Genomic DNA, 16,076 nt, shown 5'->3' on the forward strand with positions numbered 1-16,076 from the left:
CTGGTATGACCACATACCAATTTTATAGTTTATTATAATGGGAGATTAAAAATGGTAAAGTTAAAAGTACCTTATTCAAAGCAAGGAATGATTTTAGAAATACCTAACAAACGTTTTCTTGGTGTCTTGGAATCAAAGTCGGATAATTATGTAAAACATAAGACGCAAGAAGAAATAGTTGAAGAATCCATGAATAATCCAATAGGCTCTTTATCATTGGAAGAGTTAGTTAAAGGAAAAAAGAATGTAGTTATAATTACAAGTGACCATACGAGACCTGTTCCAAGTAAAGTAACTATGCCAATTATTTTAAGAAGAATCAGGAAAGCTAATCCTAAAATTGATGTGAAGATTATAGTAGCAACTGGTTTTCATAGGCCAAGTACAAGAGAAGAATTAGTTTATAAGATGGGAGAAGAAATTGTAGATAATGAAGAAATAATCATGCATATATCTACTGATGATGAAGCTATGTGCAAGGTGGGTGTATTACCTTCAGGTGGGGATTTATATATAAATAAACTTGCATATGAGGCAGAACTTTTAATCGCAGAAGGTTTTATAGAACCGCATTTTTTTGCAGGTTTCTCAGGAGGAAGAAAAAGTGTACTCCCAGGAATAGCCTCTGCAAAAACTATAATGTATAACCATTGTAGTGATTTTATAGATAGTGACAATTCGAGAACTGGAAAATTAAAAAATAATCCTATTCATGAAGATATGGTATATGCAGCTAAGGTTGCTAAACTAGCATTTATATTGAATGTTGTAATAGATAAAGAGAAAAAAGTAATAGCATCATTTGCTGGTGATGTCGAAAAAGCACATACCAAAGGTTGTGAATTTGTAACAGAGCTTTCAAAAGTAAATTCCATAAAGTCAGATATTGTAGTGAGTACAAATGGTGGATACCCATTAGACCAAAATATTTATCAAGCAGTTAAAGGTATGACAGCAGCAGAGGCTACATGTAAAGAAGGTGGAGTAATAATAATGATTGCAGCATGTAATGATGGTCATGGAGGTCAATCCTTTTATGAAAATGTAGCAAACGCAGATTCTCCAAAACAACTTTTAGAAAAAATTAGGAGTGTTGGCAGATGTGATACAATTCCAGACCAATGGGAATTTCAGATATTAGCAAGAATACTATCTAAGTATACTGTAATAATGGTAACAGATAAGTGTAGTCCTGAAATGATAAAGAAAATGCATATGAAACATGCATTTAATTTTAAGGATGCTTTAGATATGGCTACTAATATAGCTGGTGAAGATAGTAAAGTTACAGTTATACCTGATGGAGTATCAGTGATAGTTAAATAAAAAAGGGGTGTAGTTTATGGAAATTTTGACATGTATTAAACAAGTACCTGGAACAACCGCAGTAGAGGTTGATGAATCCACAGGTGTACTAAAGAGAGATGGAGTAGATTCAAAAATGAATCCTTATGATTTATATGCTTTAGAAACAGCACTTAGAATAAAAAAAGACACAAAAGCGAATCTAAAAGTACTTACTATGGGTCCTCCACAAGCAAAGAAGGTAATAGAAGAGAGTTTTATGATGGGGGCAGATGAAGGAGCTTTAATAAGCGATAGAAGATTTGGAGGAGCAGATGTCTTGGCAACTTCTTACACTATATCGCAAGGCATTAGAAAAATGGGTAGAGTAGACTTAATAATTTGTGGAAAACAAACCACTGATGGTGATACAGCACAGGTTGGACCTGAAGTAGCTGAGTTTTTAGATATACCTCATGTAACTAATGTTACAAAATTAATTGAAATCAAAGAGAAAAGCATAGTTGTTGAAATAGATATGCCAAATGATTTACAAGTATGTGAAATTGAGTATCCTTGTTTGATAACAGTAGAAAAAGATATTTTTCAACCAAGATTGCCTTCATTTAAGTTAAAGCTAGAGACTAGAGAAAGAAAAATACCTGTGTACAGTCTAGATGATTTTGAGGACAAGGACGAAAATAATTATGGATTAAATGGTTCCCCTACTCAAGTTGTAAGAATATTTCCTCCTAAGCCAAATACAGATAAAAATATTATGAGAGGAAATGCAGAAGAGTTAAGTACTGCACTTATAAATAAATTAGAGGAATTAAAATTAGTCTAAGGGGGAAGAAGAAATGTCAAAAATAGTTGTAAATCAAGATAAAATAACTGATTTGAAAAGCGTACTAGAAATTTGTCCTTTTGGTGCTATAGAAGAAAAATCAGGTAAGGTAGAAATAAGTGCTGGCTGTAAGATGTGCAAATTGTGTGTCAAAAGTGGACCCAAAGGTGCATTTGAATTTATAGAGAGTAATAAAGCAAAAATAAATAAGGATGAATGGAAAGGAGTGGCAGTATATGTAGAACATCATAATGGGAATATACATCCTGTAACATATGAACTTATAGGGAAAGCTCGTGAAATGGCATCAAAAATAAAGCAACCTGTATATTGTGTATTTGTAGGAAAAGGTATAAAAGATAAATGTAAGAATCTTATCTCTTATGGTATTGATGAAGTATTTGTATATGATGAAGATGAATTTAAAGAGTTTAGGATAGAACCGTATGCAAAAGCAATAGAAAACTTTATAAATAAAATAAAACCAACAATAATGTTGGTTGGTGGAACTACATTAGGTAGGTCATTAGCTCCAAGGCTTGCTGCTAGATTTAAAACAGGGCTTACAGCAGATTGTACAATACTTGATGTGCAATCAAACACTGATTTAGACCAAATAAGACCAGCATTTGGTGGAAATATAATGGCTCACATAAATACACCTAATAATAGACCTCAATTTGCCACTGTAAGATATAAAATATTTTCAGCTCCAGAAAAGGTAGAAAATGCAACAGGAAAAATAACTTTATGTGAAATAGAAAAAAAAGAGTTAAAATCTAAGATTAAAGTACTGAGTGTAAAGGAAAAAAGTAAAGAAGTTGGTCTTGAAGAAGCAGAAGTAATAGTAGTTGCAAGTAGAGCAATAAAGAAACAAGAAGATATGGATATGATATATAAATTAGCTGACAAGTTAAATGCTCAAGTAGCAGGAACAAGACCGATTATAGAAGCAGGTTGGATAGATGCTAAAAAACAAATAGGTCTTAGTGGTAGAACTGTCAAGCCTAAATTAATAATAACTTGTGGTGTATCTGGAGCTGTTCAATTTGTTGCAGGAATGCAAGGAGCTGATTATATAGTAGCTATAAATAAAGATGATAAAGCACCTATACTAGATGTAGCACACTTAGCTTTAATAGGAGATATTTATGATATTATTCCTAAATTGATTAAAAAAATAGAAAATAAAAAAGATGATAAGCAAATATATGTGGCATCAGCAGCTGAATAGGGGGATAGAAATGTATAAATCAATTGATAAAAAAGATATAAATTTTTTAATAGATATTTGTGGAGATGAAAATGTAGTAGTTGGAAGTGATATAAATGAAGATTTTTCACATGATGAACTTGGAGGAATAGAAAAATATCCTGAAGTTCTAGTAAATGTGCTTGAAACCGAACAAGTATCTAAAATAATGAAATATGCATATGAAAACAATATACCAGTTACGCCAAGAGGACAAGGAACTGGTCTTGTAGGAGCTGCTGTTGCCATAAATGGTGGAATAATGATTAATCTATGTAAAATGAATAAAATACTTGAGGTTGATTATGAAAATCTAACATTGACAGTAGAACCAGGAGTTTTGCTTATGACAATAGGTCAATATGTTCAAGAGAGAGATTTATTTTATCCACCTGACCCAGGTGAGAAGAGTGCTACAATAGCAGGTAATATAAATACTAATGCAGGTGGAATGAGAGCAGTAAAATATGGTGTTACAAGAGATTATGTTAGAGGTCTTGAAGTAGTATTACCAAATGGAGAAGTTATAAATATAGGGGGAAAAGTAGTTAAAAATAGTTCTGGATATAGCATAAAAGATTTATTAATAGGTTCAGAAGGAACTCTAGGAATAGTTACAAAGGCGATATTAAAATTACTTCCTTTACCAAAGAAAAGTGTAAGTTTACTTATACCTTTTCCAAATTTATCAATGGCAATAGAGACTGTTCCTAAAATAATAAAATCAAAATCAATACCAACAGCCATAGAATTTATGGAAAGAGATGTAATATTGGCTGCGGAAGAATTTTTAGGTAAAAAGTTTCCAGATAATACATCAGATGCTTATCTTCTACTTACGTTTGATGGAAATAGTATTGAAGATATAGAAAAAGAATATGAAAAAGTCGCTAATCTGTGTTTAGAAAATGGAGCATTAGATGTATTTATATCAGATACACAAGAAAGAAATGATTCTATCTGGTCAGCCAGAGGGGCTTTCTTAGAAGCTATAAAGGCATCTACAACAGAAATGGATGAATGCGATGTCGTTGTACCAAGAGACAGGGTAGCAGAGTTTATAAGATATACTCATGAGCTTCAAGATGAGTTAAAAATAAGAATAAAAAGTTTTGGTCATGCAGGTGATGGAAATCTACACATATATATATTAAAAGATGGTATGGATGAACATACTTGGAAATCAAGATTAAAAGAAACTTTTGACTGTATGTATAAAAAATCTAGAGAACTTAATGGTCAAGTCTCAGGTGAACATGGTATAGGATATGCAAAAAAAGAGTATTTACATGAATCAAACTCAGATGCCTATATGATGTTAATTAAAAATATAAAAGTAGCTTTTGACCCTAAAAATATTTTAAATCCAGGAAAGATATATTAAATATATAAATGTTATTTTTTAATATAAAAGTTATAAAAAACAGATTTAAATTTAATAACTTAAATTTACTTTTTAATGTTAATATTACTTGTAAATATTAATATTATTTATAAAGATTTTAGGATGGCAATGTTTACTTAACTTTAGAAATATGAAATGTTATTTAAGTTAAGTTGATGTTACCATCCTAAAAATATGAATGCACATGTGAAGCATATTTTATCCATAAAAAATATTTTTAATTAGAAATACATCTTATTAATTTGATGAGTTTATTTAAAATTGATAAAGCTATTTAAAAAACTTATTTTACATAGATTGGATGAGTGTAAAAGTCCATAGGACCTTTTATTAAATCTTTATTATTTCTGTAATATACTGAGTTGTATATATTTGTAGATTTTATGTCATAACTTATAAGTGTTTTAAAAATCGCATCATCTAATGAAAATGATATATTTGAAAATTTATTTATTATTTCTATGTTAGATTTATTTTTTATCTCTTTTAGAATTTCTCTACCTTTGTCATTGAAAGCAAGTATTCTTATATAAGGAACAGTGTCTATATCTTTTACAAGGTGAATATCGCTTTTTCTTATGCCTAACAATATATTATTTAAAGTTCTCTTGATTTTAGTTAAAGTATATCTCTTAGACTTAATTGATAATTGTAATTCGTATAAAGAGCTAGATGTAAAAATGTCTTTGTAAATTTTATTTTCTATACCTTCATTTACTTCAAAATAATCCTTTAAATTGGATATGTCTCTAAGTACTATTGTTTTTAAAGTATCAAAAAATAATTCATCAAACATAGGAAAAAATTTACTATCTATTTTTTCATTTAATATATTATAAGTTTTTTCTGGAATAACTCTTTTTAATTGAGATATATTGCAATTTTCTTTAAGTGAAGTTCTTATAGCAGTAGCAGAGCAAATACTATTATCAATTTCTTTAGAGTTGTATTCTGACTGAACTCTGGAAATATTAAATGGCTTTATATTACTGTTTAAATTGATAAGATTTTTTATATATTCTATACCAAGTATATTATTTGATGAATTTAATATTTTTAATAATTGTTCTTTTGTAGTTTTTTGAGCTAAGTTGTTGTTTTCATATTGGTGTATATAATCAAAAAGTGAATTAGCTCTAGCCGCTGGAAATAACATACCATCATCTAAATATTTTTTTAAAAGCAATTTAAATTCCTTTGGCTCATTTGCTAAAATTTCTGCAATACTGCAAAGAATATCTATGTTTCCCTCTTCACTACCAAAACATACAGAACTTATACAATTTAGAGAATTTAAAATTGTTATGGCACCATGAGAAAAAATTTCAGCACTTTGGCAAGCAAACATAGTTGGTAATTCTATAACTAAGTCTACACCATTTTCGACAGCAATTTTTGCTCTAGTATATTTATCAAATAAAGCTGGTTCACCTCTTTGAAGAAAGTTTCCACTCATGATTGCCACTGTATGTGTTGCATTTGTTTTTTCTATAGATTTAGATAAATGATAGATATGTCCATTATGAAATGGGTTATATTCAACTATTAATCCAAGTATATTCATAAAATGCTCCTTTTATCTTTGTTTATTTTATATACATTGTAATTTATTATAATATGTATAAAATTTAAATTTTTAATTATCTAGCTAAAAAACATAAAAAAATTTGTTAAAATGTAGAAATACTACATAACAAGAAATCAGTTAAGTGTTATTAAAATAACTTTATTAAGCCTTTATATTATATTATTATAGCAAATGGGAAAGAATAATCTACATTAAGTTAATTTGTTAATAAATTGTTATTAGAACATACAATTTACCACAATAGAAATATGATATAATATAAAAAAAAGTATATACTTTTATATTAAAAGGTGATATATTATTTATGAAAATCGTTTAATGTATACAATAATATATCTATGACAAAATAACAAAATATAGGGTTTTAGACACTTATTATGAATCAAAACTGATTACATATTATTTATAAAAATCTAAGGAGGAAATAATAATGAAAATATTAGTATTAAACTGTGGGAGTTCTTCATTAAAATATCAATTAATAGATATGAGTAATGAAGAAGTTTTATGTATAGGATTAGTTGAAAGAATAGGAATAGAAGGTTCTATACTTAAACATGAAAAAGCAGGAAGAGATGATAAATACATTGTTGAACAACCAATGAAAGACCATAAAGATGCAATAGCATTAGTGTTAGAAGCTGTTGCTCATCCAGAATTTGGTGCAGTTAAAGAAATGAAAGAAATAGATGCAGTAGGGCATAGAGTTGTTCATGCTGGAGAAAAATTTGCAACTTCAGTAGTAATAACTCCAGAAGTAGAAGAAGCTTTAAAAGAATGTATAGATTTAGCTCCACTTCATAATCCAGCAAACATAATGGGAATTGATGCTTGTAAAGCTATACTTCCAGATGTACCAATGGTAGGAGTATTTGATACTGCTTTCCATCAAACAATGCCTAAATCTTCATACTTATATGGTTTACCTCATGAATTATATACTAAATATGGAGTAAGAAGATATGGATTCCATGGAACTTCTCATAACTATGTATCTCAAAAAGCAGCAGAGATATTAGGAAAAGATATAAAAGACTTAAAAATAGTAACTTGTCACTTAGGAAATGGTGCTTCTATAGCTGCTGTTGATGGTGGAAGATGTATAGATACATCTATGGGATTCACTCCATTAGAAGGATTAATAATGGGAACTAGATGTGGAGATATAGATCCTGCTATATTACCTTTCTTAATGAGAAAAGAAGGTTTAGATGCTGATGGATTAGATAAATTAATGAACAAAGAATCTGGAGTATATGGAATGACTGGAATTTCTAGTGATTTTAGAGATATAGAAGATGCAGCTAAAAATGGAGATGAAAGAGCTCAAGCAACATTAGAAGCTTATGTTAAAAAAGTACAAAAGTATATAGGTGCTTATGCTGCTGAAATGAATGGATTAGATGTTGTAGTATTTACTGCTGGTGTAGGTGAAAATGGAAAAGCTATAAGAGCAGATATAGCTTCTAATATGGAATTCTTAGGAATGAAATTAGATAAGGAAGCTAATGATGTTAGAGGAAAAGAAACAGTAATATCTACTGATGACTCTAAAGTAAAAATGCTTTTAATACCAACTAACGAAGAATTAATGATAGCTAGAGATACATTAAGATTAGTAAAATAATTTAATTAAACTTATGCCTATCAAGTAAAAATACTTGACAAACAAATGCTAGATTTGTATAATAAATTTGGTGATATGTTGAGGTGAACTTAATGAAAGTTAGCATAGAAAAAATAAATAGAAAAGAAACTGACAAAATAGACTTGAATTTTTGTGAAAAAATTGATACTATTAGTTATTGTGATGAGATTTACAAATTAGTATCACCTGTAAATTTAAAAGGTAAAGTATCAAAGACTAATAAAGGTTTATATCTAGATATAGATGTCAATTTTACAATTGTTGACAATTGTTCAAGATGTCTTAAAGAAGTAGAAATACCATTAGAGTATTCTATACAAGGTTTTTTAGTAAAAGAAGAAGATTATGATGAAGATGAATTTGAGGAATTTGATCCTTTTATATTCGATGGTGAAGAAATCGACCTTATTGATATAATAGAACAGACATTAGATTTTAATGTGCCTCATAAAGTTCTTTGTAGTGAAAACTGTAAAGGTCTTTGTCAAGGATGCGGAGCAAACTTAAATGAAGGAGAATGTTCTTGCAGTGAAATTACAAACGATGAGGAATACATAGATCCTCGTTTTGCTAAATTAAAAGATTTATTTAATTAAATTTTGACTAAGGAGGTGGCGTAAATGGCAGTACCAAAGCGTAAAACGTCTAAATCAAACACAAAAATGAGAAGAGCAGCTAACTCAAAGATGGAAGCAACAGGATTTGTAAGTTGCCCACAATGTCATGAGCCAAAATTACCACATAGAGTGTGTCCAGACTGTGGATATTATAAAGGTAAAGAAGTTGTATCTAAGTAATAGCTTCTAAAGAACATGTAGAGTATACTCTACATGTTTTTTTTGTACATATAAAAAAAGATGATTTACTAGAGAAATAAATGGATTTTATGCATATTAAAAATTAGAAAAATAATAATATAAGTATTGAAAATTTTTGTGTGTTACTATATACTACTATTAGTAGCTGGTACTAATTACAGCTATAAAATTTGGAGGGAACATGAAAAAGAAGAGTAAAGCCCAAAGACAACAAGAGCTTATAGATATGCTAAAGACTGATCCTTTTTATACTGATGAAGAATTATCAAGTTTGTTTAATGTGAGTATACAGACAATAAGATTAGATAGAATGAGTCTAAACATACCAGAGCTAAGAGAAAGAGTCAAATCAATAGCAGAAACTCAGAGTTCAAAAGTAAAGACTTTAGGAGTAAAGGAAATTACAGGCGAAATCATTGATTTATCTGTAGGGCAATTAGGTATATCTATGTTAGAAGTTACAGAGGACATGATTTACTCTAAAACTAATACTTTGAAAGATACGTATATATTTTCTCTAGCAGATTCATTAGCAATGGCTATAATAGATGCACCTAAAGTTATTATGAGAGTTGCAAATGTAAAATGTTTTAAGTTGATAGAACAACAAGACAGACTTATAGCAAAAGCAGAAGTGTATAGAAATATAGACAAAAAGCATTATGTAAAAGTTGTTATCAATAATAAAGCCCAAGAGCAAATATTTAGAGGAAAGTTTATCTTTGAAGAGTTAGATTAGGAGGAAAATCATGAAAATAGTAATAGATGGAATGGGTGGAGATAATGCACCAAAATCTAATGTAGAAGGCGCAGTAAATGCTATAAAAGAATATCAAGTAGATTTAATAATCACAGGAGATAAAGATTTATTAGAAAAGGAATTTTCAAATTATGAATTTGATAGAAATAAACTAGAAATAGTTCATACTACTGAGATTATAGAAAATGAAGATAAACCAGTTAAGGCCATAAGAAGCAAAAAAGATTCATCTATGGTAGTAGCATTAAACCTCGTAAAAGAAGGTAAGGCAGATGCTATAATATCAGCTGGAAACACAGGAGCTTTACTTGCTGGTGGATTATTTGTAGTCGGTAGAATAAAAGGAATTGATAGACCTTGCTTATGCTCAGCAATACCAAATGTAAAGCGAGGAATGACACTTATAGCAGACTGCGGTGCGAATGCAGATTGTAAATCTAAGAATCTAGTTGAATTTGCAGCTATGAGTAATATTTACTCAAGAAAAGTGTTGGGACTTGAAAATCCTAAAGTGGCACTAGCAAATGTTGGACTAGAAGAAGGTAAAGGCAATGATTTAGTTAAAAAATCATATGAAGAAATTAAAAAATTAGATTTAAATTTTATAGGAAATGTAGAAGCTAGAGAGGTTATAAATGCATATACAGATATAATTATTTGTGATGGATTTACGGGTAATATATTACTTAAATCTGCTGAAGGGGTAGCTCTTTCAGTTATGAGTCTTATAAAGGAAACTTTTATGGCTAGTACAAAAAGCAAAATAGGAGCATTACTTATAAAAGATGATTTAAAGAAATTAAAGAGTTTTATAGATTATTCTGAGTATGGAGGAGCTCCACTTTTAGGATTAAATGGAGGAGTTATAAAGGCTCATGGTAGCTCTGATGCTAAAGCTATAAAAAATGCTATAAATCAAGGGATAAAATTTACAAAAGGAAAAGTTGTTGAGGATATCAATCAATTTATAAGTAAATATAATGAAGAAAATAAAAATAACGAAAATGAATAAACTCGTTTTGGAGGTTTAATATATAATGAATACAAAGGCTGGAATATTAGGTGTGGGAAGTTATCTACCTGAGAAATCATATGATAATTTTCACTTCGAAAAAATAATGGATACATCAGATGAGTGGATAAGCACTAGAACTGGTATTAAGGAAAGAAGGTTTGTAGAAGATAATGAGGCAACTTCTGACCTAGCATCTAAGGCTGCTTTAAAAGCTATAGAGTGTGCAAAGTTAAATGTAGAGGATATAGAGTTGATTATTTTGGCAACAATTACTCCTGATATGTCTTTGCCTTCAACTGCATGTATAGTACAAGAAGCAATAGGAGCAGTGAATGCTACTGCATTTGATATATCAGCAGCTTGTTCTGGATTTGTATATGGAGTAACTATTGCAAAGCAATTTGTGGAAACTGGTTGTTATAAAAATGTACTTGTAATAGGAGCAGAAACTTGCTCTAAGTTTCTAAACTACAATGATAGGTCAACAGCAGTACTATTTGGAGATGGTGCTGGAGCAGCTGTTATTGGACCTGTAAGTGAAGGTGGAATCCTATCTACACATATGGGTTCTGATGGTAGGGGAAAAGACTGTTTAAAGATACCTGCTGGAGGTTCAAGACTTAGAGCAAGTAAAGATACTGTAGAAGCTAATCTACATACAATAGAGATGGCAGGTAGTGATGTATTTAAGTTTGCAGTTAGAAAGATGGCAGAAACATCTTTAACAGCTCTTGAAAAAGCAAATTTAAATACAACTGATATAGACTATCTAATACCACATCAAGCTAATATAAGAATAATACAAGCATCCTCTAAGAGATTAGGGATTGATATGAATAAGGTTTATGTAAATATAAATAAGTATGGAAATATGTCTGCTGCATCTATACCTGTTGCGCTAGATGAAGCATATAAAGAAGGAAAAATCAAAAAAGGTGATAATGTAGTTTTAGTTGGCTTTGGTGGAGGTCTAACTTGGGGAGCTTCAGTCGTTAAGTGGACTTTATAGTATAGAACATCTGAAATTCTTTAATTAACAAAATTAGCTTTATCTAAAAATTAAAGTTAATTTACAATAAAAAGTTTACTTTTATGATTTTAAGTGAAGGAGAATGATATGAATAAAATTTGCAAACTGTTAAATATAAAATACCCAGTTATCCAAGGGGGAATGGCATGGGTAGCTACTGCATCATTAGCAAGTGCTGTATCTAATGCAGGTGGACTTGGAATAATAGCAGCAGGAAATGCACCAAAAGAAGCTATAAAGGAAGAGATTGTTAAATGTAAAGAATTAACAGATAAACCTTTTGGTGTAAATGTAATGCTTATGTCACCATTTGTAGATGATATAATAGATTTAATTATAGAAGAAAAGGTTCAAGTTATTACTACTGGGGCTGGAAATCCTGCAAAGTATATGGACAGATTAAAAGAAGCTGGAACAAAAGTTATACCTGTAGTACCAACAATAGCTTTAGCACAGAGGATGGAAAAATTAGGAGCTACAGCAGTAATAGCTGAAGGTACAGAAGGTGGAGGACACATAGGAGAACTTACTACTATGGTTTTAGTTCCACAAGTTGCTGATGCTGTTAATATACCTGTAATAGCAGCAGGTGGTATTGTAGATGGTAGAGGTATTGTTGCTTCATTTGCACTAGGCGCTAATGCAGTTCAAGTAGGAACTAGATTTATTTGTAGTGAAGAGTGTGCTGTACATTTAAACTATAAAGAATTAGTATTAAAAGCAAAAGATAGAGATGCAATTGTCACAGGAAGAAGTACAGGTCATCCAGTAAGAACATTAAAAAATAAATTATCAAAAGAATTCTTAAAGATGGAACAAAATGGAGCTACTCCTGAAGAATTAGACAAAAAAGGTACAGGTGCTTTAAGGTTTGCAACAGTAGATGGAGATATAGAAAAAGGTTCATTTATGGCAGGTCAAAGTGCTGCTATGGTAAAAAAAATAACACCTTGTAAAGAAATTATAGAAACTATGGTAAATCAAGCAAAAGAGATTATGCCAGGCATAGAACTGTAAATCAGGAGGAGCATGATGGGAAAAGTTGCACTAGTATTTCCTGGTCAAGGAGCCCAATATGTAGGGATGGCTAAGGATTTATATGAAAATAACGAGGTTGCTAAAAATGTAATAGATGAGGCTTGTAGTGCCTTAAATATAGATTTAAAAAAACTTATGTTTGAGGGTAGTGAAGAAGAACTTTCTAAAACTGAAAATACTCAACCAGCTATGGTTACACATAGTGTAGCTGTACTAAAAGCAATACAATCAAAAATAGATTTAAAGTATGATGCATGTTTAGGTTTATCTTTAGGAGAATATAGCGCACTAGTTGCAGCAGATGCAATTGATTTTAAAGATGCTGTATGCCTAGTTAAAAAAAGAGGTAAATTTATGCAGGAAACAGTGCCAACAGGGGTTGGAGCTATGGCAGCTATTTTAGGTTTAGATAGAGAAATATTAGGCAATGTTGTAAAAGATATACAAGGAGGGATTGTAGAAGTAGCAAATTACAATTCTCCTGGTCAGATAGTTATATCTGGTGAAAATGAAAAGATAGAAGAAGCAATGGTAAAATGTAAAGAAGCAGGAGCAAAAAGAGCTGTTAAATTAAATGTAAGTGGACCTTTCCACTCATCAATGCTAAGAGAAGCTGGATTAAAACTAGCTAGTGAATTAGACAAAGTTAATATAACTAAGCCTAAAGTTGATGTAGTAGCAAATGTAAATGCAGATTACTATGAAAATGAAGGTAAAGACTTGCTTATAAAACAAGTAAGCTCTTCTGTACTTTGGGAAGATTCTATAGAAAGATTATTAAATGATGGTTATGATACTTTTATAGAAATGGGACCAGGAAAAACTTTAAAAGCATTTATTAAAAAGATAGCATCTAATAAAAAAGCAAGTGTGAATATTTACAATATAGATGGTATAGATTCTTTAAATGAATTTGTACAAGATTATGGAAATGGAGAGATATAATGATAAATCTTACAGGACAAGTAGCAATTGTTACTGGTGGCTCTAGAGGTATAGGGAAAGAGATAGCAAAGAAACTAGCATCTCTTGGGGCTGATTTAGTAATCAATTATACTTCTAAAGAGGATGAAGCCCTAAAAACTAAAAGTGAAATAGAAGGTATGGGTGTAAAATGTACTTCTATAAAATGTGATGTATCTAAATCTGATGAAGTAAATCAAATGATGGACTCTGTCATAAAAGAGTTTGGAAAAATTGATATATTGGTTAATAATGCAGGTATAACTAAAGATGCATTACTTATGAGAATGAAAGAAGAAGATTTTGATAGAGTCATAGATATAAATTTAAAAGGTGTATTTAATTGTACAAAAGCAGTTATTAAACCTATGATGAAAAAGAAATATGGTAAAATAATAAATATGACTTCAGTAGTTGGAATCATGGGAAATGTAGGTCAAACTAATTACTGTGCATCAAAAGCTGGTGTTATAGGATTTACAAAATCTTCTGCAAGAGAAGTAGCATCAAGAAATATAAATATAAATGCAGTAGCACCAGGATTCATAGAAACAGATATGACTAAAGTACTAAGTGATGATGTAAAAGAATCAACACTATTAAATATACCAAAAAAATCTTATGGTAAACCAGAAGATGTAGCCAATGCTGTAGCATTTTTAGTTAGTGATATGTCAAGTTATATAACAGGACAAGTGCTAAATGTAGATGGCGGAATGGTAATGCAATAATAAAAAATAATACTTTAAAAAGTAGAGAAATCTATTTAAAATAAAAATTAAAATAAAAAATCTTAGGAGGAACACAATGTTTAATAAAGTTGTAGCAATAATAATAGAACAATTAGGAGTAGAGGATAAAGAAATAACTATGGAAACATCATTAATGAAAGATTTAGAAGCAGATTCATTAGATGCAGTAGAAATAATAATGGCACTTGAAGATGAATTTGGTATAGAAATACCAGATACAGAAGCAGAAAACTTCAAATCTATAGGGGACATAGTTAACTATATAGAAGCTAACAAATAGTCGAGCTTTAAAAAAGTGGAGGTATCAGATGAATAAAAGAGTAGTAATAACGGGACTTGGATGTGTTACACCATTGGGAACAGGAAAAGAAGAGTTCTGGAACAATATAAAATCTGGAGTATCTGGTATAGATAAAATAACTAATTTTGATGCTAGCACATATCAAACTCAAATAGCAGGAGAAGTTAAAAATTTTCATCCAGAGGAATATATAAGCAAAAAAGAATTAAAGAGATTAGATAAATTTGCTCAATTTGCAATAGTTTCTGCAAAATTAGCAGTTGAAGATGCAAATCTTGATTTAGATAAAGTTGATAGAGAACGTGTAGGAGTTATAATAGGTTCTGGTATAGGTGGAGTTGAAGCAATAGAAACTCAGCATAAAATTCTTTTGGAAAAAGGAAATAAAAGGGTAAGTTCACTATTTGTACCTATGATGATAGGAAACATGGCAGCTGGTCAAGTTTCAATATTTTTAGGAGCAAAAGGACCTAATACTAATGTATGTACAGCTTGTGCATCAGGAACTCATTCAATAGGTGATGCCTTTAAGGTTATACAAAGAGGAGATGCAGATATTATGGTAGCAGGAGGCTCTGAAGCTGCTGTAACAGGGCTTGCATTTGCTGGATTCTGTAATATGAAGGCTATGTCAACTAGAAATGATGACCCTAAAACTGCATCACGCCCATTTGATAAGAACAGAGATGGATTTGTAATGGGAGAAGGAGCAGGTATTGTTATATTAGAGGACTTAGAACATGCTTTAGCAAGGGGTGCAAAAATATATGCAGAAGTAGTAGGATATGGTTTAACTGCTGATGCATATCATATGACAACTCCAGCTGAAAATGGAGAAGGAGCAGCTAGGTCTATGAATATGGCTTTAAAAGATGGAAATGTTCCACTAGAAGAAGTTGATTATATAAATGCTCATGGAACTTCAACTTATTATAATGACCTATATGAAACTATGGCTATAAAAACTGTATTTGGAGAAAATGCATATAATTTATGTGTATCATCAACAAAATCTATGACTGGTCATTTATTAGGGGCATCAGGTGCAATAGAAGCAGTTGTTTGTGCAATGAGTATAGAAGATAATTTTGTACCTCCAACTATAAATATACAAGAAGTTGGTGAAGATTTAGATTTAGATTATGTTCCAAATAAAGGTAAAGAAAAAGATATTAGATATGCACTATCAAATTCTTTAGGTTTTGGTGGACATAATGCTACAATTGTACTAAAAAAATATGTATAAATAAGTTACAAATATTAAAAATAGAATTAAAAAACAAGCACTTGTTTTTAACTTTATAAATTTATATTAACTAAATTAAAAGTTCCCTAAATTAGAATAAATGTCTAATTTAGGGAACTTTTTTATTAA

General features: G+C 30.3%; 16 protein-coding genes. 15 read left to right on the forward strand and 1 reads right to left on the reverse strand.

Going from position 1 to position 16,076, the window contains the following annotated elements; all coding sequences use genetic code 11:
- Positions 1 to 51: 51 nt before the first annotated feature.
- From larA to KGF48_RS05905, 4 genes are read left to right on the forward strand one after another with little or no spacing between them, the layout of a single operon-like run.
- Entirely contained in the window at positions 52 to 1,326 is a 1,275-nt protein-coding gene (gene larA, locus KGF48_RS05890; RefSeq protein ID WP_227839902.1) for a nickel-dependent lactate racemase, read from the forward strand.
- A 16-nt stretch (positions 1,327 to 1,342) separates the two neighbouring features.
- Positions 1,343 to 2,131, forward strand: coding sequence for an electron transfer flavoprotein subunit beta/FixA family protein (locus KGF48_RS05895; RefSeq protein WP_227839903.1), 789 nt, complete (start codon positions 1,343 to 1,345; stop codon positions 2,129 to 2,131).
- Positions 2,132 to 2,144: 13 nt separating this feature from the next.
- Positions 2,145 to 3,365 carry an FAD-binding protein gene (locus KGF48_RS05900; RefSeq protein ID WP_227839904.1) on the forward strand — a complete coding sequence of 407 codons (1,221 nt, stop codon included), beginning with the start codon at positions 2,145 to 2,147 and terminating at the stop codon, positions 3,363 to 3,365.
- 10 nt (positions 3,366 to 3,375) lie between these two features.
- Positions 3,376 to 4,767 (forward strand): FAD-binding oxidoreductase, encoded by a 1,392-nt coding sequence (locus tag KGF48_RS05905; protein WP_227841984.1) that lies wholly within the window; start codon positions 3,376 to 3,378, stop codon positions 4,765 to 4,767.
- A 304-nt stretch (positions 4,768 to 5,071) separates the two neighbouring features.
- Here KGF48_RS05905 and KGF48_RS05910 read toward each other — a convergent pair whose 3' ends face one another.
- Positions 5,072 to 6,352, reverse strand: coding sequence for a nucleotidyltransferase (locus KGF48_RS05910; protein ID WP_227841505.1), 1,281 nt, complete (start codon positions 6,350 to 6,352; stop codon positions 5,072 to 5,074).
- Positions 6,353 to 6,806: 454 nt separating this feature from the next.
- On the opposite strand from KGF48_RS05910, the gene KGF48_RS05915 reads away from it, so the two are divergent.
- From KGF48_RS05915 to fabF, 11 genes are all read left to right on the forward strand, one after another.
- The gene (locus tag KGF48_RS05915) at positions 6,807 to 8,003 is read left to right on the forward strand and encodes an acetate kinase (RefSeq protein ID WP_227841231.1); all 1,197 of its coding nucleotides are present in this window, start codon (positions 6,807 to 6,809) and stop codon (positions 8,001 to 8,003) included.
- Between the two features lie 92 nt (positions 8,004 to 8,095).
- A complete protein-coding gene (locus KGF48_RS05920; RefSeq protein ID WP_227482193.1) occupies positions 8,096 to 8,620 on the forward strand; it encodes a YceD family protein in 525 nt (174 codons plus the stop codon).
- 24 nt (positions 8,621 to 8,644) lie between these two features.
- Positions 8,645 to 8,821 carry a 50S ribosomal protein L32 gene (gene rpmF / locus KGF48_RS05925; RefSeq protein WP_003419113.1) on the forward strand — a complete coding sequence of 59 codons (177 nt, stop codon included), beginning with the start codon at positions 8,645 to 8,647 and terminating at the stop codon, positions 8,819 to 8,821.
- A gap of 202 nt (positions 8,822 to 9,023) precedes the next feature.
- Positions 9,024 to 9,581 carry a transcription factor FapR gene (fapR, locus tag KGF48_RS05930; RefSeq protein ID WP_227434100.1) on the forward strand — a complete coding sequence of 186 codons (558 nt, stop codon included), beginning with the start codon at positions 9,024 to 9,026 and terminating at the stop codon, positions 9,579 to 9,581.
- Positions 9,582 to 9,591: 10 nt separating this feature from the next.
- A complete protein-coding gene (plsX, locus tag KGF48_RS05935; protein WP_227841230.1) occupies positions 9,592 to 10,614 on the forward strand; it encodes a phosphate acyltransferase PlsX in 1,023 nt (340 codons plus the stop codon).
- A gap of 25 nt (positions 10,615 to 10,639) precedes the next feature.
- Positions 10,640 to 11,626 carry a beta-ketoacyl-ACP synthase III gene (locus KGF48_RS05940; RefSeq protein WP_227841229.1) on the forward strand — a complete coding sequence of 329 codons (987 nt, stop codon included), beginning with the start codon at positions 10,640 to 10,642 and terminating at the stop codon, positions 11,624 to 11,626.
- A gap of 108 nt (positions 11,627 to 11,734) precedes the next feature.
- Positions 11,735 to 12,664, forward strand: a complete 930-nt coding sequence (gene fabK / locus KGF48_RS05945; protein WP_227827093.1) for an enoyl-[acyl-carrier-protein] reductase FabK — start codon at positions 11,735 to 11,737, stop codon at positions 12,662 to 12,664.
- Between the two features lie 15 nt (positions 12,665 to 12,679).
- Entirely contained in the window at positions 12,680 to 13,630 is a 951-nt protein-coding gene (gene fabD / locus KGF48_RS05950) for an ACP S-malonyltransferase (protein WP_227827094.1), read from the forward strand.
- Positions 13,630 to 14,379: a 3-oxoacyl-[acyl-carrier-protein] reductase gene (gene fabG, locus KGF48_RS05955; protein WP_227841228.1), complete on the forward strand. Its 750-nt coding sequence runs from the start codon at positions 13,630 to 13,632 to the stop codon at positions 14,377 to 14,379. Before fabD ends, fabG begins: the two co-directional genes overlap by 1 nt.
- A gap of 76 nt (positions 14,380 to 14,455) precedes the next feature.
- A complete protein-coding gene (gene acpP / locus KGF48_RS05960) occupies positions 14,456 to 14,680 on the forward strand; it encodes an acyl carrier protein (protein WP_227827096.1) in 225 nt (74 codons plus the stop codon).
- Positions 14,681 to 14,708: 28 nt separating this feature from the next.
- Complete coding sequence (fabF, locus tag KGF48_RS05965; protein ID WP_227867819.1) at positions 14,709 to 15,947, forward strand: beta-ketoacyl-ACP synthase II; 1,239 nt, start codon at positions 14,709 to 14,711, stop codon at positions 15,945 to 15,947.
- Positions 15,948 to 16,076: the final 129 nt, after the last annotated feature.

This window comes from Clostridioides sp. ZZV15-6388, assembly GCF_020657755.1.
In the GTDB taxonomy this organism is placed as follows: Bacteria; Bacillota; Clostridia; order Peptostreptococcales; family Peptostreptococcaceae; genus Clostridioides.

What these genes read in the sequence shown, in the direction of transcription:
- rpmF (WP_003419113.1), top strand. Translation starts at nt 8,645, where the DNA reads ATGGCAGTACCAAAGCGTAAAACGTCTAAATCAAACACAAAAATGAGA.
- acpP (WP_227827096.1), top strand. Translation starts at nt 14,456, where the DNA reads ATGTTTAATAAAGTTGTAGCAATAATAATAGAACAATTAGGAGTAGAG.
- fabG (WP_227841228.1), top strand. Translation starts at nt 13,630, where the DNA reads ATGATAAATCTTACAGGACAAGTAGCAATTGTTACTGGTGGCTCTAGA.
- fabF (WP_227867819.1), top strand. Translation starts at nt 14,709, where the DNA reads ATGAATAAAAGAGTAGTAATAACGGGACTTGGATGTGTTACACCATTG.
- larA (WP_227839902.1), top strand. Translation starts at nt 52, where the DNA reads ATGGTAAAGTTAAAAGTACCTTATTCAAAGCAAGGAATGATTTTAGAA.
- fabD (WP_227827094.1), top strand. Translation starts at nt 12,680, where the DNA reads ATGGGAAAAGTTGCACTAGTATTTCCTGGTCAAGGAGCCCAATATGTA.
- KGF48_RS05940 (WP_227841229.1), top strand. Translation starts at nt 10,640, where the DNA reads ATGAATACAAAGGCTGGAATATTAGGTGTGGGAAGTTATCTACCTGAG.
- KGF48_RS05910 (WP_227841505.1), bottom strand. Translation starts at nt 6,352, where the DNA reads ATGAATATACTTGGATTAATAGTTGAATATAACCCATTTCATAATGGA.
- fapR (WP_227434100.1), top strand. Translation starts at nt 9,024, where the DNA reads ATGAAAAAGAAGAGTAAAGCCCAAAGACAACAAGAGCTTATAGATATG.
- fabK (WP_227827093.1), top strand. Translation starts at nt 11,735, where the DNA reads ATGAATAAAATTTGCAAACTGTTAAATATAAAATACCCAGTTATCCAA.
- KGF48_RS05900 (WP_227839904.1), top strand. Translation starts at nt 2,145, where the DNA reads ATGTCAAAAATAGTTGTAAATCAAGATAAAATAACTGATTTGAAAAGC.
- KGF48_RS05905 (WP_227841984.1), top strand. Translation starts at nt 3,376, where the DNA reads ATGTATAAATCAATTGATAAAAAAGATATAAATTTTTTAATAGATATT.
- KGF48_RS05895 (WP_227839903.1), top strand. Translation starts at nt 1,343, where the DNA reads ATGGAAATTTTGACATGTATTAAACAAGTACCTGGAACAACCGCAGTA.
- KGF48_RS05920 (WP_227482193.1), top strand. Translation starts at nt 8,096, where the DNA reads ATGAAAGTTAGCATAGAAAAAATAAATAGAAAAGAAACTGACAAAATA.
- plsX (WP_227841230.1), top strand. Translation starts at nt 9,592, where the DNA reads ATGAAAATAGTAATAGATGGAATGGGTGGAGATAATGCACCAAAATCT.
- KGF48_RS05915 (WP_227841231.1), top strand. Translation starts at nt 6,807, where the DNA reads ATGAAAATATTAGTATTAAACTGTGGGAGTTCTTCATTAAAATATCAA.